The organism is Nocardioides sp., assembly GCF_047607185.1.
In the GTDB taxonomy this organism is placed as follows: Bacteria; Actinomycetota; Actinomycetes; order Propionibacteriales; family Nocardioidaceae; genus Nocardioides.
The window spans coordinates 1-21,457 of sequence record NZ_JASGDQ010000056.1; the positions used below are offsets into that span (position 1 = coordinate 1).

The 21,457-nt window shown below is 70.4% G+C and carries 23 protein-coding genes and 1 tRNA gene; 13 read left to right on the top strand and 11 right to left on the bottom strand.

The features are described 5' to 3' along the window. Nucleotides 1–78: 78 nt before the first annotated feature. Nucleotides 79–612 (bottom strand): hypothetical protein, encoded by a 534-nt coding sequence (locus QM595_RS05560; RefSeq protein WP_415170538.1) that lies wholly within the window; start codon nucleotides 610–612, stop codon nucleotides 79–81. 134 nt (nucleotides 613–746) lie between these two features. On the opposite strand from QM595_RS05560, the gene QM595_RS05565 reads away from it, so the two are divergent. Then, nucleotides 747–1,220 (top strand): SigE family RNA polymerase sigma factor, encoded by a 474-nt coding sequence (locus QM595_RS05565; RefSeq protein ID WP_415170539.1) that lies wholly within the window; start codon nucleotides 747–749, stop codon nucleotides 1,218–1,220. After that, nucleotides 1,207–2,154 (top strand): PASTA domain-containing protein, encoded by a 948-nt coding sequence (locus QM595_RS05570; protein ID WP_415170540.1) that lies wholly within the window; start codon nucleotides 1,207–1,209, stop codon nucleotides 2,152–2,154. The genes QM595_RS05565 and QM595_RS05570 overlap by 14 nt, the downstream gene beginning before the upstream one ends. Here QM595_RS05570 and QM595_RS05575 read toward each other — a convergent pair whose 3' ends face one another. Genes QM595_RS05575 through QM595_RS05595 form a run of 5 tightly spaced genes read right to left on the bottom strand, consistent with a single transcriptional unit; the run spans nucleotide 2,155 to nucleotide 7,031 of the window. Next, nucleotides 2,155–3,042 (bottom strand): siderophore-interacting protein, encoded by an 888-nt coding sequence (locus tag QM595_RS05575; RefSeq protein ID WP_415170541.1) that lies wholly within the window; start codon nucleotides 3,040–3,042, stop codon nucleotides 2,155–2,157. Then, nucleotides 3,039–3,848 (bottom strand): ABC transporter ATP-binding protein, encoded by an 810-nt coding sequence (locus tag QM595_RS05580; protein ID WP_415170542.1) that lies wholly within the window; start codon nucleotides 3,846–3,848, stop codon nucleotides 3,039–3,041. Before QM595_RS05580 ends, QM595_RS05575 begins: the two co-directional genes overlap by 4 nt. Further along, nucleotides 3,845–4,906, bottom strand: coding sequence for a FecCD family ABC transporter permease (locus QM595_RS05585; RefSeq protein ID WP_415170543.1), 1,062 nt, complete (start codon nucleotides 4,904–4,906; stop codon nucleotides 3,845–3,847). The genes QM595_RS05580 and QM595_RS05585 overlap by 4 nt, the downstream gene beginning before the upstream one ends. Continuing rightward, entirely contained in the window at nucleotides 4,903–5,964 is a 1,062-nt protein-coding gene (locus QM595_RS05590; RefSeq protein WP_415170544.1) for a FecCD family ABC transporter permease, read from the bottom strand. The genes QM595_RS05585 and QM595_RS05590 overlap by 4 nt, the downstream gene beginning before the upstream one ends. Continuing rightward, entirely contained in the window at nucleotides 5,961–7,031 is a 1,071-nt protein-coding gene (locus QM595_RS05595) for an iron-siderophore ABC transporter substrate-binding protein (protein ID WP_415170545.1), read from the bottom strand. Before QM595_RS05595 ends, QM595_RS05590 begins: the two co-directional genes overlap by 4 nt. Before the next feature lie 78 nt (nucleotides 7,032–7,109). Between QM595_RS05595 and QM595_RS05600 the strand changes: the two genes are divergently transcribed. Continuing rightward, nucleotides 7,110–7,952: a phosphatase PAP2 family protein gene (locus tag QM595_RS05600; protein WP_415170546.1), complete on the top strand. Its 843-nt coding sequence runs from the start codon at nucleotides 7,110–7,112 to the stop codon at nucleotides 7,950–7,952. Here the strand turns inward: QM595_RS05600 and dcd are convergent. Next, a complete protein-coding gene (dcd, locus tag QM595_RS05605; RefSeq protein ID WP_415170547.1) occupies nucleotides 7,914–8,489 on the bottom strand; it encodes a dCTP deaminase in 576 nt (191 codons plus the stop codon). The genes QM595_RS05600 and dcd overlap by 39 nt on opposite strands. Nucleotides 8,490–8,540: 51 nt before the next feature. Between dcd and QM595_RS05610 the strand changes: the two genes are divergently transcribed. From QM595_RS05610 to QM595_RS05650, 9 genes are all read left to right on the top strand, one after another. Continuing rightward, complete coding sequence (locus QM595_RS05610; protein WP_415170548.1) at nucleotides 8,541–9,317, top strand: SGNH/GDSL hydrolase family protein; 777 nt, start codon at nucleotides 8,541–8,543, stop codon at nucleotides 9,315–9,317. A 66-nt stretch (nucleotides 9,318–9,383) separates the two neighbouring features. Further along, nucleotides 9,384–9,459: transfer RNA gene (locus QM595_RS05615), tRNA-Gly, on the top strand. A 340-nt stretch (nucleotides 9,460–9,799) separates the two neighbouring features. After that, entirely contained in the window at nucleotides 9,800–10,018 is a 219-nt protein-coding gene (locus QM595_RS05620; protein WP_415170549.1) for a hypothetical protein, read from the top strand. 32 nt (nucleotides 10,019–10,050) lie between these two features. Then, a complete protein-coding gene (locus QM595_RS05625; protein ID WP_415170550.1) occupies nucleotides 10,051–10,335 on the top strand; it encodes a type II toxin-antitoxin system RelE/ParE family toxin in 285 nt (94 codons plus the stop codon). Beyond that, nucleotides 10,325–10,888: a GNAT family N-acetyltransferase gene (locus QM595_RS05630; RefSeq protein ID WP_415170551.1), complete on the top strand. Its 564-nt coding sequence runs from the start codon at nucleotides 10,325–10,327 to the stop codon at nucleotides 10,886–10,888. The genes QM595_RS05625 and QM595_RS05630 overlap by 11 nt, the downstream gene beginning before the upstream one ends. 12 nt (nucleotides 10,889–10,900) lie before the next feature. Next, nucleotides 10,901–11,542, top strand: coding sequence for a DUF2461 domain-containing protein (locus QM595_RS05635; protein ID WP_415170552.1), 642 nt, complete (start codon nucleotides 10,901–10,903; stop codon nucleotides 11,540–11,542). A gap of 82 nt (nucleotides 11,543–11,624) precedes the next feature. Beyond that, nucleotides 11,625–12,416, top strand: coding sequence for a thioesterase family protein (locus tag QM595_RS05640; RefSeq protein WP_415170553.1), 792 nt, complete (start codon nucleotides 11,625–11,627; stop codon nucleotides 12,414–12,416). A gap of 203 nt (nucleotides 12,417–12,619) precedes the next feature. Continuing rightward, entirely contained in the window at nucleotides 12,620–14,503 is a 1,884-nt protein-coding gene (locus QM595_RS05645; protein WP_415170554.1) for an acyl-CoA dehydrogenase, read from the top strand. A gap of 120 nt (nucleotides 14,504–14,623) precedes the next feature. After that, nucleotides 14,624–15,673, top strand: a complete 1,050-nt coding sequence (locus QM595_RS05650; protein WP_415170555.1) for a family 43 glycosylhydrolase — start codon at nucleotides 14,624–14,626, stop codon at nucleotides 15,671–15,673. 168 nt (nucleotides 15,674–15,841) lie between these two features. Here QM595_RS05650 and QM595_RS05655 read toward each other — a convergent pair whose 3' ends face one another. From QM595_RS05655 to QM595_RS05665, 3 genes are all read right to left on the bottom strand, one after another. Further along, a complete protein-coding gene (locus tag QM595_RS05655; RefSeq protein WP_415170556.1) occupies nucleotides 15,842–16,636 on the bottom strand; it encodes a crotonase/enoyl-CoA hydratase family protein in 795 nt (264 codons plus the stop codon). A gap of 74 nt (nucleotides 16,637–16,710) precedes the next feature. Next, the gene (locus QM595_RS05660; protein ID WP_415170557.1) at nucleotides 16,711–17,964 is read right to left on the bottom strand and encodes a fatty acid desaturase family protein; all 1,254 of its coding nucleotides are present in this window, start codon (nucleotides 17,962–17,964) and stop codon (nucleotides 16,711–16,713) included. An 8-nt stretch (nucleotides 17,965–17,972) separates the two neighbouring features. Beyond that, complete coding sequence (locus tag QM595_RS05665) at nucleotides 17,973–19,118, bottom strand: ferredoxin reductase (RefSeq protein ID WP_415170558.1); 1,146 nt, start codon at nucleotides 19,116–19,118, stop codon at nucleotides 17,973–17,975. An 89-nt stretch (nucleotides 19,119–19,207) separates the two neighbouring features. Between QM595_RS05665 and QM595_RS05670 the strand changes: the two genes are divergently transcribed. Beyond that, complete coding sequence (locus QM595_RS05670; protein WP_415170559.1) at nucleotides 19,208–20,374, top strand: PucR family transcriptional regulator; 1,167 nt, start codon at nucleotides 19,208–19,210, stop codon at nucleotides 20,372–20,374. A gap of 37 nt (nucleotides 20,375–20,411) precedes the next feature. On the opposite strand, the gene QM595_RS05675 is transcribed toward QM595_RS05670, so the two are convergent. Continuing rightward, nucleotides 20,412–21,422, bottom strand: a complete 1,011-nt coding sequence (locus tag QM595_RS05675) for an agmatine deiminase family protein (protein WP_415170560.1) — start codon at nucleotides 21,420–21,422, stop codon at nucleotides 20,412–20,414. Between the last annotated feature and the right edge of the window lie 35 nt (nucleotides 21,423–21,457).

Sequence of the window (21,457 nt, forward strand, 5' to 3'; positions counted from 1 at the left end):
GATCAACCCTGTGGAAGACGGCTAGTGCGGTGGATCCGTGCCGGATAGTGACTCGGATCCACCGCACTACTCAACTGGTCAGCAGATGGCGACGATCTCGAAGGCATCCCAGACGAGGGTCAGGTTGGGGTCCGTCATCGTCACCTCGAGGACGTTGCCTCCCAGCGACGACCTGCCGACGCCGATCAACCGCGGGATCGTCATCTCGCTGCCACCGAGAGGGTTCACCGCGTCGGAGGTCGTGGCGCCCCAGAAGCAGTCGGAGAGGTCTGCGGGGAAGGTCACCCGGGTCTTGGCTGACTGACTGCCATTGGTGACATGGCTGGCCGTAATGCCGCCGGACTGCTTCACCACACTGCCGTTCTCGTCGATGGCCGCCCAATAGCGGTTGACCGAGCCGGCGGCACCGGCAGGACCCTGAGCGCCAGCAGGCCCGGCGGGGCCCGTCGCACCTCGGAGCGCTGCGATGGCGTTCTTGTTGAGAGCGCTGAGCGGGATGGAGTTCTTCTTGATGTTCTTGCCGTTGATCACGCCGGCGGCGGTGGCGGTGCCGACGGACGTGAGCACGATGACGGCGATCAGGGCGATCACGGTGCTGAGCTTGGGGCGCATGGTCCAGCCTTCCAGGAGGATGTAGATCGCTGGCACGGTAGGGGCCCGTCGAGGCGCCTGACATCAGGGATCGACCCCAATGTTTTCGGAACCAACCGGCCCGCCAGGCTGTCCAAGCAGGTGAAGGAGGGCGGATGGAGTTCAGCGACTACGTCGCGGCGCGGCGTACGGCGCTCGTGCGCACCGTCGTACTGCTCGGCTGCCCAAGACCCGACGCGGAGGACATCGTCCAGACGGCGCTGCTGAAGTGCTACCGCCACTGGCGGCGGGTGCAGCGCGCCGACCGGCCCGAGGCCTACGTCCATCGCGTCCTCGTCAACACGCTCACCGACGCCCGAGCCCGCCGCTGGCACGGCGAGCTGCCCACCGAGACGCTGCCCGACTCCGGCCACGAGCCCGACCTGAGCACCGGCCTGGCGGTACGGCGGGTGCTGGCGACGATGGACCGGGCGCAGCGCGAGGTGCTGGTGCTGCGCTACTACGCCGACCTGTCCGAGCGCGAGATCGCCGACATCCTCCGGATCGCGCCCGGCACCGTGAAGAGCCGCGCCGCCCGCGGTCTGGCCGCGCTCGCCGCCGATCTGAGGAGCCCCGATGACGCTCACTGACCACGAGGCCCGCGAACTGCTCGCGGCCGCCGCCGACACCATCGAGGTGTCCCCCACGCCGATCCCCACGCCGGTACGACGCCCGCCGCTCGTCCCGGTCGCGGCGGCCGCCGCCCTGGTCGGCCTGGTCGCCGGCGTGGCGCTCTGGCACGGCCGCGACGACGGCTCCAGGACTTCCTCGATCGCCACCGACAGCCCGTCGTGGTCGCCACCGACAGCCTCCGCGACACCGGGCACGAGCCGGGCGCCGACGCCGCAGACCTTCGAGGTGCCCAACGTCCTCGGCCTGCCGACGGACCAGGCCGAGGAACGGCTGCGCGGCGCAGGCTTCAGCGTCGAGACCACCTCCGTCGACACCTCGCCGGCCCGGCCGTGCAGCCGCGGCGAATACGTCACCTCCCAGCGTCCGGCCGCCGGGTTGCGACCGCGTGGGGTCACAGTGCGACTGGTGCTGGGCTGCACCGATCCGGTCGTCGCGGACGACGTACCTGCCACGCTTGCCGACACGGCGAGGGCGTTCATCTCCTTCGCGGACGGTGGCGGCCAAGCGCCGCGCTGGGCGCCACGGGTGAGCCTCACTATCGGTGGCGAGGAGGTCGGCTCGCTCGACCGAGCCACCGCCGGTGTGGCCGCGAACTGGCGCGGATGCCCAGCGTCCGGCAGCTACGCTGCCCGGACCTGTCCGTTCTCCTCGTTGAGCGCGATCCCCCACGACCAGCGGGCATCCGCGTTCGGCCTCAGCATCACCACTCCGCCAACGAAGGCGCCCAACTGCATGGCCTGGCCCGAGTCCTATCACCCGAATCCGGCCCGAGCGGTGGCGATCCAACCCACCGGCCCGATGGTGAGCTGCGTGTCGAACTTCGTCGTCACGCTCTTCCTCGACGCCGCCGGACAGGTGGAGCGGGTGGATCTGATGCTGTCGGAGCCGTGATCAGCCGCGCATCGCGACGCCCTCGCGCCAGTAGCCCATGAAGGCGACCTGGCCGCGATCGAGGCCGACCTCGTTGACCAGCGCCCGGCGCAGGCCGGTGACGACCTTGGACTCGCCGGCGATCCAGACGTAGCGGTCGGCGTGCGAGGTGGGCTCGGTGACCTCCTCGCCGGAGGAGGAGTAGGTGGGCGTCTCCCACAGGTCGGGGTCCACCTCGAGGTCGGCGACCTCGACGACCACCGGCGCCGCGCCGACGTGGGCCAGCACCTCCTCGTGGAGCAGCTTGCCGAGTGGGGCGCCGTCGCGGGGCAGCCAGGTGACGGTCATGCCGGCGGGTGCGACGAGAGTCTGTACGTCGGCCACGACCGGCACCTCGAGGAAGGCCGCGCCGACGGCGTCGGCGGGCAGCTGCGAGAGGATCGCCGCCATCGCCGGGACGGCGGTCTCGTCGCCGGCCAGCAGCAGCCGGGTGGCGTCGCCGGGCACGAACTCGATGCCACCGAGCGGCGTGCCGCGGCGCGGCCCGACCACCAGGATCCGGTCCCCGGCCGAGCAGCCGGCGGCCCAGTCGGAGCCGGGTCCGTGGGCGCCGGGGTGGATCACGAAGTCCACCACCAGCGTCGTACCGGCGTGCTCACGCACCGTGTAGGTGCGCACCGGAGCGCGCTGGTCCGCCGGCAGCGCGGCGAGTTCGGTCCACCAGCTGTCGGCGTCGAGCGAGGGCAGCCCGGCGGGGCCGGGGAAGATCAGCTTGATCCGCTGGTCGTAGAGCGGCTGCCCGTCGACGCCGAAGTCGGCGAGCTCGGGCGAGGTCAGCGTGACCCGGGTGAACGACGGCGAGAGCCGCTCGACGGAGACGACCGTGCAGGCGGTCAGGATGGCACTCACAGGAGCTCCTTCACATGGTGGCGGCCCAGCGGGACGACCAGCGGGGTAGCCGAGACGGGGTCGGGGATGACGCGGCACGGCATCCCGAAGACCTCCGACACCAGGGATTCGGTGACGACCTCGGTGGGCGGGCCGGCGGCGACGATGGCGCCGTCCCGGAGCGCGACCAGGTGGTCGGCGTACCGCGCCGCGAGGTTGAGGTCGTGCAGCACCATCACGACGGTGGTCCCGCGGCTGCGGTTGAGGTCGGTGAGCAGGTCGAGCACCTCGACCTGGTGGGAGACGTCGAGGAAGGTGGTCGGCTCGTCGAGCAGCAGGATGTCGGTCTGCTGGGCGAGCGCCATCGCGATCCAGACCCGCTGCCGCTGGCCGCCGGACAGCTCGTCGACGGCCCGATCGGCCACCTCGGCGGTGCCGGTCGCCGCCAGCGCGGCAGCGACGGCCTGGTCGTCCTCCCGGGACCAGCGCGACAACATGCCCTGGTAGGGATGGCGGCCGCGGCCGACCAGGTCGGCGACCACGATCCCCTCGGGCGCGATGGGCGACTGCGGCAGCAGCCCCAGGGTGCGGGCGACCTGCCTGGTCGGCATCCGGTGGATGTCGGCGCCGTCGAGCACGACCCGCCCGGCGGCCGGCGCGAGCAGCCGCGCCATCGCGCGCAGCAGCGTCGACTTGCCGCACGCGTTCGCGCCGACGATGACGCTCACGGCGCCCGGCGGCACGGTGAGCGAGAGGTCGGCGACGACGGTGCGCTCGCCGTAGCGGAGCGTGGCCCCCTCGACGGTGAGGTCGTGGTCGAGCGTCACAGGCCACCTCCGGCGCGGTTGGTGCGAACGAGCAGATAGACCAGGTACGGCGCCCCGAGCACCCCGGTGACGACGCCGACGGGATAGCGGGTGCCGAAAGCGAACTGTCCGACGAAGTCGGCGACCAGCACCAGCAGCGCGCCGACCAGGGCCGAGGGCAGCAGCAGCGACCCGCCCGGGCCGACCAGCCGGGCGGCGATCGGACCGGAGAGGAAGGCCACGAACGCGATCGGCCCGGACGCGGCGGTGGCGAAGGCGAGCAGCGCGACGGCCGCGACGATGACGACCAGCCGGGTCCGCTCCACCGGGACGCCGACAGCGGCGGCGGTGTCGTCGCCGAACTGCAGCAGGTCCAGGTCGCGGGCCTGGGAGAGCAGCGTCGGGACCAGCACGACCACCGCCAGCGCGAGCGGTACGACGGCGGACCAGCTCGCCCCGTTGAGGCTGCCGGTCAGCCACCGCATCGCGATCTGGAGGTCCCACTGGGCGGCCTTGACGATCACATAGGAGACGAAGCTGTCGAGGATGGCGGCGATGCCGATGCCGATCAGGATCAGCCGGGTGCCGACGACGCCGTCCTGGTAGGCGAGCAGGTAGATCAGCAGCGCGGTCGCCAGCGCGGCGAGGATCGCCAGCAGCGACGTCATCGCCGCGCTCAGCGAGAGCATCACGATCGCGAAGACGGCGGCGGCGCTGGCACCGGAGCTGATGCCGATGATGTCCGGCGAGGCCAGCGGGTTGCGCAGCATGGTCTGGAAGGTCACGCCGGCCATCCCGAAGGCCACGCCCGTCAGCACCCCCAGCGAGGCCCGCGGCAGCCGCAGGTCGCCGACCGTGAACGAGGCCCCGGACACCTGTTCGCCGAGGATCACCCGGACCACCTGGCCGGGGGTGTAGAAGGTCTCGCCGTACATCAGGCTCACGGCGTACGCCGCCACCAGCAGGACCACGAGGACGGCCAGCACGCTACGACGCCGCAGCAGCCGGCGGCGACGGCCCGAGGCGATCCGGTCCAAGGCGATCCGCGCCGCGATCAGCTCGCTCGCAAGCTCGCTCACAGCGCCCGCACCCTGGTCCGGCGCACGATCCAGATGAAGAACGGCGCCCCGACGAAGGCGGTCACGATGCCGACATCCACTTCCGAGGGCCGGGCGACCAGCCGGCCGACCACGTCGGAGGCGGTCAGCAGCGCGGCACCGGCGACGGCGGAGGTGGGCAGCAGCCAGCGGTGGTCGACACCGATCAGCAGTCGGCACAGGTGCGGGACCACCAGGCCGACGAAGGCGATCGGCCCGGCGACGGCCGTCGCGGCGCCGCACAGCATCACCGCGCCGACGGCGGCGGCGAGCCTGGTGACGGCCACCCGCTCGCCCAGGCCCGCGGCGACGTCGTCGCCGAGCGCGAGCGAGTTGAGTCCGCGGGCGCAGCCCAGGCAGACGAGCGCGCCGAGGACCAGGAACGGCAGCGCCAACGAGAGGCTGTCGTAGGAGGCGCCGCCGACGCCGCCGATCTGCCAGAACCTGAACTTGTCCATGACGTCGATCCGGGGCAGCAGCAGCGCGCTGATCAGCGAGGTGAAGGCGGCGGACGTGGCGGCGCCGGCCAGCGCCAGCTTCAGCGGGGTCGCGCCACCGCGGCCGAGCGAGCCGACGGCGTAGACGAAGACGGCGGCGATCGCGGAGCCGGCGATCGCGACCCAGATGTAGGACGACGGCGCGGCCAGCCCGAAGAAGACCATGCCGGTCACCACGGCCAGGGCGGCGCCGGAGGTGACGCCGAGCAGGCCCGGATCGGCGAGCGGGTTGCGGGTGACGCCCTGCATCACGGCGCCGGCCAGACCGAGGGCGGCGCCGACCAGCAGCGCCAGCAGGGTGCGCGGGATCCGCTTCACCACGGCGGCGCTGGCGATGGTGTCGTCGTGACCGCGCAGCCCGTCGACCAGGTCCTGCGGGCCGACGAACCGGACCCCGAGCGCGATCGAGGCCAAGGCAGCGACGACGGTCACCGCCAGGGCCGCTGTCAGCCAGCCCGCCTGGGAGCGGAGGGACCGGGAGGCCGCAGCGCGCCGTGTGGCGTCGTCGCGCGGCGGCCTCCCGAGATCAAGGGTGCTGCTCACTGACTCTTCGAGGCGGCGGCGTCGATCAGCGCCAAGTAGTCGTCGAGCGCCCAGTCGATGGAGAGCGGCGAGGGGTTGGCCGAGGCGGAGAGCGGGGTGGAGTCCGGGAGCACCGCGATGGCGCCCTTGGCGACCGCCGGGATCTTGGAAAGCAGCGGATCGGACTGGGCGGCCTCGACGATGGAGGAGCCGTCGGGGTTGCCATAGGTGACGAAGACGTCGACGTCGTCGAACGCCTCGGCGTTCTCGGCGCTGACGGTGGTGTAGAACTCCTCGGTCTCGGCGGACTTCTCCTCGACGATCGCCGGCATCGGGAAGCCGTGCTCGGCGAGGAAGCCGGGCCGGGTGTCGTGCAGCGTGTAGAAGCCGACCTGGCTGAGGTCCTTGGGGTCGAGATAGGTGAAGAGGATCTTCTTGCCGCTCAGCGCGGGGTACTTCGCGATGGTGGCGTCGATCTTCTCCTCGAGCGAGGCGACCAGCTCCTCGCCCTCGGTCGTGAGGCCGAGTGCCTCGCTGTCCATCCGGATCATGTCGTCCATCGACGTGCCCCACGCGACACCGGGCTGGGCGATGACCGGCGCGATCTTGCTGAGGGTGTCGTAGTCCTCCTGGGTCAGCCCGGAGTAGGCGGCCAGGATGACGTCGGGCTTGGTGTCGGCGACCTGCTCGAAGGGGATGCCGTCGGTCTCGTCGAACAGCGCCGGGGTGTCGGCGCCGAGCTCCGTCAGCTTGTCCTCGACCCAGGGCAGCACGCCGTTGTCGTCATCGTCGCCCCAGGTCACCTTGGTCATGCCGACCGGCACGATGCCCAGGGAGAGCGGCACCTCGTGGTTGGCCCAGGCGACGGTGGCGACGCGCTCAGGCAACTTCTCGATGGTGGTCTCGCCGAAGGCGTGCTCGATGGTCACCGGGAACGCCGCGTCGGCTGCGCTGTCGCCGCTGCTCGCGGAGACCGTCGAGTCGGCGGACTCACTGGCCTCCTCGGATTCGCTGGAGCCGCAGCCGGCGAGGGCGAGGGCGGTGAGGGCACCGGCGAGGATGACGCGAAGCGATCGGGGAGCGAGCACGAGGGCCCTTTCAGGTTAGCCTTACTTTGGTTAGGCAAGCCTAATCATAAACCACCCCGGTCTTGTCAAGTCCGGCCGATGCCGCACACTGATCCGGTGCCGTGGCCGACCTGGGACGAAGCAGCGATCGCCTGCGCGCTCTCCCTGGCGGCCTGGGTCGTCGTACGACGACTGCCGCGGCACCCGGTCACCCTCACGCTGGCCGCGGCGTTCAAGGAGTTCGCGCTCATCTCGGGCCTCTACGCGATCTGGCGGATCGCCCGGCAACTGCCCTTCACCCACGAGGCCGGCGCCGTCGAGCGCGGCCGGGAGATCGCTCACCTGCAGGACTGGCTGCATCTGCCCAGCGAGATCGGGCTACAGCACTTCGCGATTCAGCACGAGTGGCTGGCCCGCTTCGTCAACGCCTACTACGCCACGGTGCACGTGCCGGCGCTGATCGTGTTCCTGATCTGGCTGTGGATCTTCCACCGGGACAAGTACCCGCACTGGCGCAACGGCCTGGTCTACGTCACCCTCGGCTGCCTGCTGATCCGGTTCATCAGGGTGGCGCCGCCGCGGTTCGTCCCCGAACTCGGCTTCGTCAACCTCTCCGACCGGCTCGGCTTCCAGATCTACGGCGACCCGGGCGTCGGCATCTCCGACCAGTACGCCGCGATGCCGTCGATCCACGTCGCCTGGGCCGCCGTGGTGGGACTGGGGTTCTTCTGCGTCACCCGCAACCCGCTCCGCTGGCTGGTGGTGCTCCACCTGCCGATCACCATGTACGTCGTCGCCGCTACCGGCCACCACTGGTGGTTCGACGGCATCGTCGCGTTGCTGCTGCTCTGGGCCGGGCTGGCCTTCGACACCCGCTGGCGCCGACGCCGGGCGCAGGCGCTCTCAGATCGAGGTGCGGTGGAAGCTCTGGAAGCTGCGTGAGGGCGTCGGGCCACGCTGGCCCTGGTAGCGGCTGCCGTACTTCTCCGAGCCGTAGGGGTGCTCGCTCGGCGAGGTGAGCCGGAAGAAGCAGAACTGCCCGATCTTCATGCCCGGGTAGAGCAGGATCGGCAGCGTCGCGACGTTGGCGAGCTCGAGGGTGACGTGCCCGGAGAAGCCCGGGTCGACGAAGCCCGCGGTGGCATGGGTCAGCAGCCCGAGCCGGCCCAGGCTCGACTTGCCCTCGACCCGGGCGGCGATGTCGCCGGGCAGCGTCACCGACTCGTAGGTGGAGCCGAGCACGAACTCGCCGGGGTGCAGGATGAACGGCTCCTCGCCGACCGTCTCCACCTCGTGGGTCAGGTCGGACTGGTCGGCGGCCGGGTCGATGGCGGCGTACTTGTGGTTGTCGAAGACCCGGAAGAACCGGTCGAGCCGGACGTCGATGCTCGACGGCTGGATCATCGCCTCGTCCCACGGGTCCATCGCGATCCGGCCCGCCCCGATCTCCGCAAGGATGTCCCTGTCGCTCAGCAGCATGACCGCACCCTACCCAGCGGTGACCTCCGGCACCGGAGCACAATGCCGATCGTGACTTTCCAGAGGTACGTCGCGATCGGGGACTCCTTCACCGAGGGGGTCGGCGACCCCGACCCGAGCCGACCCAACGGCGTGCGTGGCTGGGCCGACCGGGTGGCCGAGGTGCTGGCGACGCACAGCCCCGACTTCCAGTACGCCAACCTGGCGGTCCGGGGCCGCAAGATGCTGCCGATCCTCGCCGAGCAGATCGAGCCGGCGCTGGCGCTGGCGCCCGACCTGGTCACGCTCAACGCCGGCGGCAACGACCTGATCCGGCCCAAGGTCGACATCGACGCCCTCATCGACGCGCTGGACGTGGCGGTATCCCGGCTGCTGGCCGGCGGCACCACCGTCGCGCTGTTCACCCACGGCGACGGCGGCTCCTCGGGCGTCTTCGGCGCCATCCGGGGCCGGGTCGCGGTCTACAACGAACTGCTGCGCGACCTGATCTCCCGGCACGAGGGGATCGTGCTCGTCGACAACTGGCGGCTCAAGGACGGCCGTGACCTGCGGGTCTGGGACGAGGACCGGCTCCACCTCAACCCGATCGGCCACCAGGGCGTGGCGATCAACGTCCTGGACACGCTGGGCGTGCCGCACGACCTGCGGCCGCTGCCCATCCCGGACATCGTCAAGACGCCGCGACAGCAGCGCCGCGAGGACCTCGCCTGGGTCCGCAACCACCTGCTGCCGTGGGTGGGCCGGCGGCTGCGGCGCGCCTCGTCCGGCGACGGGATCTCCGCCAAGTACCCCACCCTGACGCCCCCTCCCGGCTGGCTGCTGGGGTGAGCGCCGGATGAGGTAGCATCCTCTTCGCTCCTCGGCTCGACTCCCGGGTCGATCTCCAGGGGCGCTGCGGATGTAGCTCAGTTGGTAGAGCGCAACCTTCCCAAGGTTGATGTCGCGAGTTCGAGCCTCGTCATCCGCTCCACGCCGAGTCGGCAGAAGTGCTGGTCCTAGCCACGCCCAGTCGGCAGAAGTGCTGGTCCCAGCCACGCCGAGTCGGCAGAAGTGCTGGTCCTAGCACCGCCGAGTCGGCAGAAGTGCTGGTCCCAGCCACGCCGAGTCGGCAGAAGTGCTCGCCGGCGCGCTGCTCGACGAGTCAGAGGCAGAATGTGACCGTGACCTTTGAAGGCTTCCCCGCCGCCGCGCTGGACTTCTACGACGACCTGGACGTACGTGAAACTCGGCCTAACTCTTGTGTGAAGCACACGAACTGTTCCCCGGTCTCTGGACCGACGAAGTCTAGGCAGTCAAGGTAGACTCGCTCCATGGTCAGCCCCGAACTTCTCGCCTCGGTCGACGCCCTCAGCGCCGATGATCGACTCGAGCTGCTGGCCCACCTTGAGGACGGCCTCTACTCTGCCGTCATCCCGACCAAGGCACAGCAAGCGGCCGCCGAAGGGCGCCTCGCCCAGATGAAGGCTGACCCCTCGATCGGCTTGACGCTCGAGGAGTCGATTGCCACGGCTCGCGCGATTGCTCGATGAGTCGTCGGCGCTTCCGGGTCCACCCGGAGGTCTTGAGCGTCGATCTGACCGAGGCCGTCGACTACTACCGGTCGATTGACGCCGACTTGCCGATGCGCTTCGCGGACTCGTATGCGCAAGCCGTTCAGCAAGTGTGGGCTCACCCGACAGCGATTGCCGAGTATCTGCCCGGCTGGCGCCGAGTCCTACTTCGGACCTTCCCGTATCTGCTCGTCTATGCCGTCGATGACGAGCAGATTCACGTCGTCGGCTTGTTCCACACTCGCCGCAACCCGGAGTTCATCAAACAGACGGTCGGCAGCCGCGGTGATCGGTGACTCCCGAGACCCGGTCCGCAGGGTCGACTTCGGCGTCGTCGCGTCCTCTGCGCTCGACGAAGCAGACCGCGCGAGGTTGCAGCAGTTGTGGTCGGAGGCCTTCGGCTCACGCTTCAGCGAGCACGACGCGGACCATGCGTTCGGAGGCTGGCACGTGGTGGCGTGGACCGGCGGTGAACTGGTCGCGCATGCCAGCGTGATCGAGCGTCGGATCCAGTTCGGTCCCGACTGGCGAAACATCGGCTACGTCGAGGCAGTTGCCGTCGTACCCAAGCAACAGCACCGAAGACTTGGCTCCGCGGCGATGGAGCTCCTCCACGACGAAATCACTATGCGCTGGCCCGTAGCGATGCTGTCGACCGGGCGCGCCACCGGGTTCTACGAATCGCTTGGCTGGGAACGCTGGCAGGGCATCTCCTACACACTCACGTCGGACGGGCGCGTCACTGACAACGAACACGGTGGCCTGATGATTCTTCGGATCGATCCCTCGGCAGTCCCGGACCTCACAGTCGAGGTCACCTGCGAGGATCGGCCCGGCGACGCGTGGTAACCGACTGACACAATGGTGCGCGTGAGCTTCGAGGGCTTCCCCGCCACCGCGCTGGACTTCTACGACGACCTGGAGGTCGACAACACCAAGTCCTTCTGGGAGGCCCACAAGCCCATCTACCAGGAGTCGGTGCTGGCGCCGATGAAGGCGCTGGCGGCGGCGCTGGAGCCTGAGTTCGGGGCGGTGAAGATCTTCCGGCCCTACCGTGACGTGCGGTTCTCCAAGGACAAGGTCCCCTACAAGACCCACCAGGGCGCGTTCGCCGCGGTCGCGCCGCAGACCGGCTACTACCTCGAGCTCTCGCCGCGCGGGATCCGCACCGGCGGCGGCTGCTACCGGTTCGAGCCGGCACGGCTGGCCGCCTTTCGGGAGGCGATCGTCCATGACACCTATGGCGCCGAGCTCGAGAGGCTGCTGCGGGCCGCCGCCCGCAAGGGGTACGACGTCGGCGGCGAGCAGCTGAAGACCTCACCGCGCGGCTACGACAAGGACCACCCGCGCATCGAACTGCTGCGCCACAAGTCGCTCACCCTCGGTCGAGTGATCGGTTTCGAGCCGGTCATCCACACCGCCGAGCTGCTGGACGTCGTCCGCGACGACTGGCGCGCCCTACGGCCGACGACCGAATGGATCGCGCACCACGCCCAGGCCTGATCGCGTCAGGTAGCGCGGTCCGGGACCGTCGTACGACGTGATGCAATGACCGCAAGCAGCCTGCCCACCCGAAAGAGCAGATATGACCGAGGCTCTCTACCTTCCGGCCGGCGTCGAGAACGGCGTCGAGCGGTTCAAGCCGACCGAGCACTGTGTCGGCCCCTGGGCCGACCATTTGCAGCACGCCGGCCCGCCGATCGGGCTGCTCACCCGTGCCATGGACCGGCTCGCATCGCGCGCCGACGCCCGGCTGACCCGGATCACCACCGAGATCCTCGGCGCGATCCTCCTCGACGAGGTCGAGGTGACGGCCCGGGTCGAGCGGCCCGGTCGTCGTATCGAGTTGCTCAGCGCCGAGATGCGGCAGGACGGCCGGCCGGTGGCGCGGGCGGCGGCCTGGCGGCTGCGCACCCTCGACACCGGAGAGGTCGTCCACCATGCCGAGCCGACGCTGCCGGCGGCTACCGAGAGGTTCGACGGACTCGGTGCACTCGCCTCCTGGAGCGGCGGCTTCGTGGCGGCCCTCGACTGGCTGGCGTTGAGCACGGAGATCAGGCACGGCGAGACGACGAAGGTCTGGACCCGGCTACGCCCCGCACTCGTGGCCGGCGAGGCGATCACCGACCTCGAGCGGGTCGCGATCACCTCCGACGTCGCCAACGGCGTCGGCGCCCGGCTCGACCCCGCCCGGTGGACCTTCCTCAACACCGAGACCACCCTCCACCTCTACGACCCACCCAGCGGCGAACTGGTCGGCCTGGCCGCCGAGACCTCCATCGGCCGCGACGGCGTGGCGATGAGCTCGGCGGTGCTGTCGTCGGTCACCGGGCCGATCGGCCGGGTCACCCAGAACTCGCTGGTCGAGCGCCGCTGACCACGAAGCGTGGAGTGTGAGGCGTATCTGGCGCGCCTCAGCGGTCAACCGAACCAGACCTCGCTCGTGGCGATCTCGGCGAGCGTGTCCAGGTCGATCGGCACCCCTCGCTTGCGCCACGAGGCAGCGCGATCTAATCTTGAAGTTACCGGCCGGTAGCATCACCATGCCGCTTCCCTTTCGACCTCCAGACAGGTGGAGACATGAGCCACTACAAGAGCAACCTGCGCGACATCGAGTTCAACCTCTTCGAGCTCAACGGGCTCGACAAGATCCTGGGCACCGGCCCGTTCGCGGAGTTGGACGCCGAGACCGCCCGGGAGATCCTGGCCGAGGTCGAGCGGATCTCCCGCGAGGACCTGGCCGCCTCCTTCGAGGACGCCGATCGCAACCCGCCGGTCTTCGACCCGCAGAGCCACACCGCGCCGGTCCCGGCCGCCTTCAAGAAGTCCTACGACACCTGGATGGACTCGGGCTTCTGGAGCCTGCAGGCCCCGGCCGAGGCCGGCGGCACCGCCGCGCCCCCCTCACTGGTATGGGCGACGGCCGAGATGATCCTGGGCGCCAACCCGCCGATCTGGATGTACGGCTGCGGCCCGTTCTTCGCCCGCGTGGTGTGGGAGAACGGCACCGACCGCGACAAGCGCATCGCCGAGATCATGGTCGAGCGGCTGTGGGGCTCCACCATGGTGCTGACCGAACCCGACGCGGGCTCCGACGTCGGCGCCGGCAAGACCTACGCCACCCCCAACGAGGACGGCTCCTGGAACATCTCGGGCGTCAAGCGCTTCATCACCAGCGCCGAGTCCGACCTGCAGGAGAACATCATGCACCTGGTGCTGGCGCGGCCGCGCGGCGTCGAGGGCGTCGGCGGCCCGGGCACCAAGGGCCTCTCGCTGTTCCTGGTGCCGAAGCACCACTTCGACCACCAGACCGGCGAGCTCACCGGCGAGCGCAACGGCGTCTACGTGACCAACGTCGAGCACAAGATGGGCATCAAGGTCTCCAACACCTGCGAGGTCACCTTCGGCGACCCGCAGGTCGGCGGCGGCGAGCCCGCCCAGGGCTGGCTGCTCGGCGAGGTCCACGACGGCATCCGGCAGATGTTCGACGTCATCGAGAACGCCCGCATGATGGTGGGCACCAAGGCCATCGCGACGCTCTCGACCGGCTACCTCAACGCGCTGGAGTTCGCCAAGACCCGGGTGCAGGGCGCCGACCTGACCAACCCGGCCAAGGACGCGCCGCGGGTCACCATCACCCGCCACCCCGACGTACGCCGCTCGCTGCTGCTGCAGAAGGCCTACGCCGAGGGAATGCGGGCGCTGGTCTTCTACACCACCACCTTCCAGGACCGGATCCAGATCGCGCGGGCCGACGGCACCGAGGACAAGCTCGCGGTGGCGATGAACGACCTGCTACTGCCGATCGTCAAGGGCTTCGGCTCCGAGCGGGCCTGGACGCTGCTGGGCACCGAGTCGCTGCAGACCTTCGGCGGCTCCGGCTTCCTGCAGGAGTACCCCGTCGAGCAGTACATCCGCGACGCCAAGATCGACTCGATCTACGAGGGCACCACCGCGATCCAGGGCCAGGACTTCTTCTTCCGCAAGATCGTCAAGAACCAGGGCGCCGCGCTCGGCAACCTGGCCGGCGAGATCAAGAAGTTCCTGGAGACAGAGGCCTCCGGCGAGCTCAAGGAGTCGCGCGCCCTGCTCGCGACGGCGCTCGCCGATGTCGAGGCGATCGTGGGCCACATGTTCAACGATCTGCTCTCCGCCGACCCGTCCTCGGAGACCGGCAACATCGCGAACGTCTACAAGGTCGCCCTCAACACCAGCCGGCTGCTGCTCAGCGTCGGCGAGGTCGTGGTCTCCTGGCTGCTGCTGCGCCAGGCGGAGGTGGCGCTGACCGCGCTCGCCGGCGCTGCGCCGAATTCCTCGGCGAGCAAGGACAAGGCGTTCTACGAGGGCAAGGTCGCCGCGGCGAGGTTCTTCGCGGCGAACGTGCTGCCGAGGCTCTCGGCCGAGCGCGCCATCGCCGAGGCGGTCGACCTGTCCGTGATGGAGCTCGACGAGTCGGCCTTCTGAGAGCTCTACGACAACGGCCCGCCCAGCCTCGGCTGGGCGGGCCGCCGCGTCCTTGCTCAAAGCAAAGACCTGCTGGGTTAGGGTGTGGCCCCTGCCGCCGACCCCGGAGCCTCCCGACACATGCCCCGTCGCCTGCCCAGACTCGCCCTGCTCACGGTGTTGCTGCTCTCGTTGACCCTGCCGGCCCACGCCGGACCGGTGCTACCCCTCGAGTACAGCCAAAATGTCGCCGACCCGAGCGTGGTGAAGACCAAGAAGCACAAGCAGTACGTCGTGGTGGGCACCGGCGAGCAGGTGGTCCGGATGACCTCCAAGAACGGCCGCCGCTGGAAGGCGTTCTCCCCCGCCCTGATCACCCGGCCGACCTGGGCCAAGGCCAGCGGCGACATCTGGGCCGCGGAGATGGTGCAGCTGGGCGGCCGGTGGCTGCTCTACTTCGCCGCCCCGGTGGGCGGCATGAAGGCGTCCAGCCGTTGCATCGGCGTCGCGGTGTCAGCCTCCGCGACCGGCCAGTTCACGCCGTACGGCGACGCGCCGCTGGTCTGCCCCAGCGCCGCCTCGACGCCGCCGGCGGCCGACCAGATGATCGACGCCGGCCTGACCGCGCCGACGATGGCGTCGCACGGCGCGATCGACCCGTCGATCTACGTCGGCCCACAGAATGTCTTCCTGCTCTACAAGACCGACGGCGTCCCGTCCTCGATCCGGCTGCTCAAGCTCGCTCGCGACGGGCTCACCCCGCTCGGCGAGCCGAGCATGACGCTGGTCGTCAGCGCCGGCGTGGTCGAGAACCCGGTGCTGCTCAAGCGCGGCAAGTGGTTCTACCTGTTCACCTCGACCGGTGACTACTCCCGGTGCAGCTATGCCGAGACCTGGCGCCGCTCCGACTCGCCCTACCTCTGGCTCGGCGCCGAGCACGTCATCCTCAGCAAGCCGAAGACCAAGCTGTGCGGCCCGGGCGGCGGCGACATCATCACCGAGGGGAAGAAGACCACGCTCTACTTCCATGCCTGGGTGTGCCGGAGCAGCGGCAAGCCGTGCAAGGAGCCGTTCCACGCCTATCCCGAGGGCGCCGAGGCGAGCCGGAACCCGATCCGCGCGCTGTACGCCGTCGAGGTGCGGTTCACCAAGAAGAAGTTCCCGGTGCGCGGGAAGTGGCTCAAGCCCTGAGAGTGTGTTCGAGAACTCGGCGTCGAGCTCGGCGTTGTCCAGCGTGCGTCATGGCAAGGAGGAGGAGGGAGCCATGCCGGAGGCATGGCGACCGACGACAACGCAGCCAGGGCGTGCGATGGGCGGCGGCGGGCCGGCGCCTCCGAGTTCTCGAACGCGCTCTGAGGCTCAGCGCTGGCGCGGCCGGTAGGCCGGCGACGTCTTCTTGAAGGCGGCCTCGCGGGCGATCTTGGCGTTGTCGCCGAGAAGCAGGAAGAGCTGCTCGATCCGCTCCCGGGCAAAGGTCCGGCGCGGCGACCTCCCCCAGGTGTCGTCGAAGAGCCGCTTGGCGGCGGCGAGCGCGTCGGGCGACCGTTCGGTGAGCCGGTGCGCGAACGCCGTCGCGGCCACTACCGGGTCGGCATCGAGCTCGGTGACCAGGCCGAGGTCGTGGGCCTGCTTGCCGGAGAGCATCTCCGCGGTCATGGTCAGCCTCTTGGCCTGGTCGATGCCGAGCAGCTCCGAGAGCGCCTGGACGCCGCTCATGTCGGGGATGATCCCCCACTTGCCCTCCAGCACCGACCAGGTCGAGTCGGGGGTGGCGATCCGGAAGTCGGCGGCCAGCGCGATCTGCACGCCGCCACCAAGACAGTGGCCGTGCACGGCCGCGATGACCGGCACCGGCACCCGGCGCCAGGCCCAGCACGCCTCCTGGAAGGTGTTGGTGCCCCGCCACGGCCGCGGCACGAACGCCTTCGCGACCTTGGCCGGCCGCCTCAGCACGCTGGCGAAGTCGAGTCCGGCACAGAAGGCGTCGCCCGCGCCGGCGATCACCACGGCACGAAGCGTCTTGTCCCGGCGCAGCCGCCGCGCGGTCGCGACCAACTCGTCGAGCAGCGGCAGGGTGAGCGCGTTGAGCTTGTCGGGCCGGTTCAGCCGCACCTGAGCGATGCCGCCCTCGACGGTGCAGGTCACCAGGGTCATCCGGGAATCCTAACCGGAAAATTGACCTCAGCCAGGCTGGTGGCAGCACCCTGCAGGACAGCTGGGGTCGGGGCTCAGCTCGCCGCCGCGCGGGCTTCGAGCTCCTTGAGCATCCGGAGCCGGTCCCTGCCCTTGGCCTTCACGATCCGGCCCAGCAGGGCGACCTGCTTGGGCAGGTTGCGCTTGGTGGTGGTCTCCCACCAGCCGTTGGGGAAGGCGAGCCGGATGGTCTTGTGCCAGGCGCTGCCGACCTGCTGGGGCAGCGGGGCGGAGTGGTAGTTGAGGCCGTACTTCTCGAAGAGCGCCCGGACCCGCGGGGCCACCTCGGCGTAGCGGTTGGAGGGCAGGTCGGGCCAGATGTGGTGCTCGATCTGGTGCGACAGGTTGCCGGACATGATGTGGACCAGCTTGGAGCCGGAGATGTTGGCGGAGCCGACCATCTGGCGGGCGTACCACTGGCCGCGGGTCTCGCCCTCCGGGAGCTCGTCGAGCTCGAAGGTGGCGACGCCCTCGGGGAAGTGGCCGCACATGATCACGCTGTGCGACCAGACGTTGCGGGCCAGGTTGGCGATCACGTTGGCGGCGAACGTGGTGGCGAAGGACGGTCCGGAGAGCAGCGGGTGGACGACGTAGTCCCTGAGCGCTTGCTTGCGGACCTTCTTGATGGTGCCCGTGAGCATCCGGTTGAACTCCTCCGACCGCTCCTCCTTGGGCAGCCGCAGGTTGTCGCCGAGCTTGAGGTCGTACATCGCGATGCCGTATTCGAAGATCAGCATGTTGATGAAGTTGAGGCCCGGCTGGATCAGGCAGCGCGGGTTCCACTCCTGGGCCTCGTCGACGCGGACCAGGCCCCAGCCGAGGTCGTTGTCCATGCCGACGATATTGGTGTAGGTGTGGTGCTCCTCGTTGTGGGACTTCTTCCAGCCCTCGGCGGTGGCGGCGTTGTCCCACTCCCAGGTGGTGGAGTGGATCTTCGGGTCGCGCATCCAGTCCCACTGGCCGTGGAGGATGTTGTGGCCGATCTCCATGTTCTCCAGGATCTTGGCCACGCTCAGCCCGACGGTGCCGGCAATGAACGCCGGCGGGAAGATGCTGGCCAGCAGCACCGCACGGCTGCCGAGCTCGAGGTAGCGCTGGGTCTTGATGACGCGGTGGATGTAGGCGGCGTCGCGGGCGCCGCGGTCGGCCATCACCTCGGCGCGGATGGCGTCCAGCTCGGCGCCGATCGCCTCGATGTCCTCCTTGGAGAGGTGGGCGATCGGGTTGTCGGTGGCGTTGATCGGGCTGTTGGCCCCGTCGTTGACAGAGGGCTCGTTGGTGATCGTCATGGTCTGTCCTAGTGGTCGATGACGCATTCGCCGGCGGCGGCGCTGATACAGGTCTGGATCATGGTGCCGTCGCTCTCTCCCGGGACGGCGATGGTGAGGTCGCCGTTGCGCAGGTCGCGCACGGCTCCCTCCTTGAGCGGCAGCACGCAGCCGAAGCAGATGCCCATCCGGCAGCCGCTCGGCATCAGGACGCCGGCCTCCTCGGCGGCGTCGAGGATCGGGGTGGCGCCATCGACCGTCACCGTCCGGTCGTTGAAGGTCACCGTGCCGCCCTCGGCGACGACGACGGTGGTCGGCCGGAACTGCTCGGTGAACAGCTCCAGCCCCTGGCGCTCGTGGTGGGCGGCCAGGGCGTCGAGCAGCCCGCCCGGACCACAGGCGTACGTCGTGCGCTCGGCCAGGTCGGGCACCAGCTCGTCGAGCCGGTCGATGTCGAGGACGCCGTGCTGGTCGTCGTACCTGTCGACGAGGCGGATCTGCCCGGCCTCGTGGAGCGCCGCCAGGTTGTCGATGAAGATCGACTCGGCGCGGGTGGGCGCGACGTGGACGCAGACGATGTCGAGGCCCCGGCTGCGGGCGAGCCGGAGCACGCCGGAGTCGGTGACGGGGAAGAGGTTGCGCAGCATCCCGATGACCGGGGTGACCCCCGAGCCGGCGGTGACGAAGAGCAGCTTGCGGCCGCGCAGGTCGCTCGGGAGGACGAACTCGCCCTGCGCCTGCTCCAGGTGGAGGATCGTGCCGGTGCGGGCCTGGTGGACGAGGTAGTCGCTGACCTTGCCGGCGGCCTTGACGGTGATGGAGATGTGGCCGTCGGGGCGGGGGCCGTGGGTCAGCGAGTAGGCCCGCCAGTTGCGCACGCCGTCGATGTCGACGCCGATGCGGACGTACTGGCCCGGGACGTGGCCGGCCCAGTCACGACCCGGCTTCATCACGATGGTGGCGGCGTCGGCCGTCTCCTGGGTGAACTCGACGATGCGGGCCCGCAGGTCGGCGCCCTTGCGCAGCGGGTTGAACAGGTCGAGGTAGTCCGCCGGGACCAGCGGCGTGGCCATCACCGCGGCGACCTGGCCGGCGCGCTCGGCGATCCGATCGCGCAGCCGCTGACCGACGGCGGCACCGAAGCCGGAGCCGGAGGGATAGGCGGCGGCAGTCATAGCACTATCTTGACTGACCGATGTAGGTAAACTCCTGTGTGGACGACGTGAAGATGCGCGTCACATTTGTTCGTCAGGAATGAAAACAAGTGGTCAGAGCCTTTCCTCGCCGTACTCCCTCGCCGGAGATCCGGCTCTCGAACGAGATCGCGGCCAGCCTCCAGGAGATCCTGCCCCGGGTGGGGGAGGACGTGGTCGGCGCCATCATCACGGGCGTGCCGTCCTATCAGGACGCCCTGTCGGGCCCGATGGGCAAGACCATCAGGACGGCGGTCGGCGTCGCGCTGGGCGGCTTCCTGTCGGTCGCCTCCGGCCAGAGCGCCGAGGCGGTGCCGGCGACGCCGCAGTCGCTGGAGGGCGCCTACGAGCTCGGCCGCGGCGAGGCCCGCAGCGGCCGCACTCCGGAGGCGCTGCTGGCCGCCTACCGGATCGGCGCCCGGGTCGCCTGGCGCGAGCTGTCCACCGCCGCGGTGAAGGCCGGGCTGCCGCCCGAGGCGCTGGTGGAGTTCGCGGCACTGGTCTTCGCCTGGATCGACGAGGTCTCCGACGCCTCCGCGGCCGGTCACGCCGACGAGCTGGCCAGCGCCGGCCGGGTGCGGCAGCGGCTGCTGGAGCGACTCACCCGCCATCTCGTCGAAGGCGCCACCGCGGAGGTGCTCGACGACGCGGCGAGCCGCGTCGGCTGGTCACCGCCGACCACGCTGACCGCGGCGCTGGTCCCCGAGTCACAGCTGAGCGCGGTGATGGCGCTGGTCTCCCAGGCGGCGCTGGTGCTGGAGGACCCACCCGGCGTGGAGGGGGTCACCCTGCTGCTGGTGCCCGACGCCCACGGCCGGGCCCGGGCGGCGCTGCTGCGCCCGCTGGCGGGCCGGGGCGCGGTGGTCGGGCCGGCGAAGCCGTGGCGCGAGGTGCGGGCGTCCTACCTGCGCGCGCTGCGGGTCCGTGCCGCCGGCTGGGGCGAGGACACCGAGGCCCACCTGGTGCCGCTGGTGCTGGGCGCCGACCCGGAGGCGCTGGCCGACCTACGCACCGCCGTACTGGCACCGCTGGCCGGGCTGCGGCCGGCGGTGGCCGAGAAGCTCACCGAGACGCTGCGGTCGTGGCTGCTGCACCACGGCCGCCGCGACGAGGTCGCCGCCGAGCTGTTCGTGCACCCGCAGACGGTGCGCTACCGGATGGGGCAGCTCCGCGACCTGTACGGCGACCGGCTGGAGGACCCCGAGACGGTGCTGGCGCTGACCGTGGCGCTGGGCTGACGGGCCGGCCCCACCCCGGAAGGAGGATCGAGCGGGGTCAGTCGATCGACGGCTGCTGCTGGGTGATGCAGTGGACACCGCCGCCCCGGGCGAACAGCGCCCGGGCGTCGACCGGGATCACCGCGCGACCGGGATAGGCCTCCGCCAGGATCTCGGCGGCCTCGGCGTCGACCGGGTCGTCGAAGGCGCAGGCGACGACGGCGCCGTTGAGCACGAAGTGGTTGACGTAGCTGTAGTCCACCCAGCCCTCGTCGTCGGTCAGCGTCGCCGGCGCGGGCAGCCGGGTCACCTGCAGCCGCCGGCCGGCGGCGTCGGTGGCCTCGGCGAGCAGCTCCGCCAACTCCTCGCCGAGGGCGTGGTCGGGATGGCTCGCGTCGCGCTGGTCGTGGAGCAGCACCCGGCCGGGAGCGGTGAAGGTCGCGACGATGTCGACGTGGCCGCGGGTGCCATAGGTCTGCGAGTCGCGGGCCAAGCCGCGCGGCAGCCAGATCACCCGGCGCGCGCCGACGGTACGGGCCAGCTCGGCCTCGACGTCGGCCCTGGTCCAGCCGGGGTTGCGGCCCGGGTCGAGCTGGACCGTCTCGGTGACCAGGAAGGTGCCCTCGCCGTCGGTGTGGATGCCGCCGCCCTCGTTGACCATCGGGGAGTCGATCCGGACCGCGCCGCTGGCCGCCGTCGCCACCTCGCTGGCCTGGGCGTCGTACTCCCAGCTGGCCCAGTGCTGCTGGCCCCAGCCGTTGAAGACCCAGTTGACGGCGCCGAGCCGGCCGGTCTCGTCCACGACGAAGGTGGGCCCGCTGTCGCGGTACCAGGCGTCGTCCAGCGGCGCCTCGTGCAGCTCGATCGTGCTGGAGAGCCAGCGGCGCGCCGTCGCCACCCCCGCCGGATCGACCACCATCGAGAGCGGCTCGTGCTCCGCGACCGCGTTGGCCACCGCCGACCAGGCCGTCCAGGCCTGCTCGGCCTCGGCCGGGGTGTCGCCAAGGGTGTACGGCGCCGACGGCCAGGCCATCCACGCCCGGGCGTGCGGCGCGGTCTCGGCGGGCATTCGCCAGGTGCTCAGGGCATCCTCCTCCGACGTGG